Annotated in this window: 1 protein-coding gene; it reads left to right on the plus strand. The window is 51.3% G+C overall.

Annotation, left to right across the window (positions count from 1 at the left end):
- Window positions 1–423: 423 nt before the first annotated feature.
- On the plus strand, window positions 424–1,465 hold a 1,042-nt coding region (gene thrC / locus DDE13_RS22375), incomplete at its 3' end, for a threonine synthase (RefSeq protein WP_111406393.1).

The following is a 1,465-nucleotide window of genomic DNA, read 5'->3' on the forward strand; positions in this document are numbered from 1 at the left end:
TCAAAGAGTTGGTAGCTCAGAGAACCTTCGAAAAACCGCCCTGCAAGGCGGTTTTTTCGTTTTCAGAGCAAGAGATTACGCGCAGACCAAAACGATCTCAAGAAGATCATCTTATTAATCAGATAAAATATTTCTAGATTTCAGTGCAATTTATCTCTTCAAATGTAGCACCTGAAGTCAGCCCCATACGATATAAGTTGTAATTCTCATGTTTGACAGCTTATCATCGATAAGCTCATTCGCCATTCAGGCTGCGCAACTGTTGGGAAGGGCGATCGGTGCGGGCCTCTTCGCTATTACGCCAGCTGGCGAAAGGGGGATGTGCTGCAAGGCGATTAAGTTGGGTAACGCCAGGGTTTTCCCAGTCACGACGTTGTAAAACGACGGCCAGTGAATTCGAGCTCGGTACCCCTGGAAAACTAAATGAAACTCTACAATCTGAAAGATCACAACGAGCAGGTCAGCTTTGCGCAAGCCGTAACCCAGGGGTTGGGCAAAAATCAGGGGCTGTTTTTTCCGCACGACCTGCCGGAATTCAGCCTGACTGAAATTGATGAGATGCTGAAGCTGGATTTTGTCACCCGCAGTGCGAAGATCCTCTCGGCGTTTATTGGTGATGAAATCCCACAGGAAATCCTGGAAGAGCGCGTGCGCGCGGCGTTTGCCTTCCCGGCTCCGGTCGCCAATGTTGAAAGCGATGTCGGTTGTCTGGAATTGTTCCACGGGCCAACGCTGGCATTTAAAGATTTCGGCGGTCGCTTTATGGCACAAATGCTGACCCATATTGCGGGTGATAAGCCAGTGACCATTCTGACCGCGACCTCCGGTGATACCGGAGCGGCAGTGGCTCATGCTTTCTACGGTTTACCGAATGTGAAAGTGGTTATCCTCTATCCACGAGGCAAAATCAGTCCACTGCAAGAAAAACTGTTCTGTACATTGGGCGGCAATATCGAAACTGTTGCCATCGACGGCGATTTCGATGCCTGTCAGGCGCTGGTGAAGCAGGCGTTTGATGATGAAGAACTGAAAGTGGCGCTAGGGTTAAACTCGGCTAACTCGATTAACATCAGCCGTTTGCTGGCGCAGATTTGCTACTACTTTGAAGCTGTTGCGCAGCTGCCGCAGGAGACGCGCAACCAGCTGGTTGTCTCGGTGCCAAGCGGAAACTTCGGCGATTTGACGGCGGGTCTGCTGGCGAAGTCACTCGGTCTGCCGGTGAAACGTTTTATTGCTGCGACCAACGTGAACGATACCGTGCCACGTTTCCTGCACGACGGTCAGTGGTCACCCAAAGCGACTCAGGCGACGTTATCCAACGCGATGGACGTGAGTCAGCCGAACAACTGGCCGCGTGTGGAAGAGTTGTTCCGCCGCAAAATCTGGCAACTGAAAGAGCTGGGTTATGCAGCCGTGGATGATGAAACCACGCAACAGACAATGCGTGAGTTAAAAGAACTGGGCT

Source organism: Meridianimarinicoccus zhengii (genome assembly GCF_003254465.1).
Classification (GTDB): domain Bacteria; phylum Pseudomonadota; class Alphaproteobacteria; order Rhodobacterales; family Rhodobacteraceae; genus Meridianimarinicoccus; species Meridianimarinicoccus zhengii.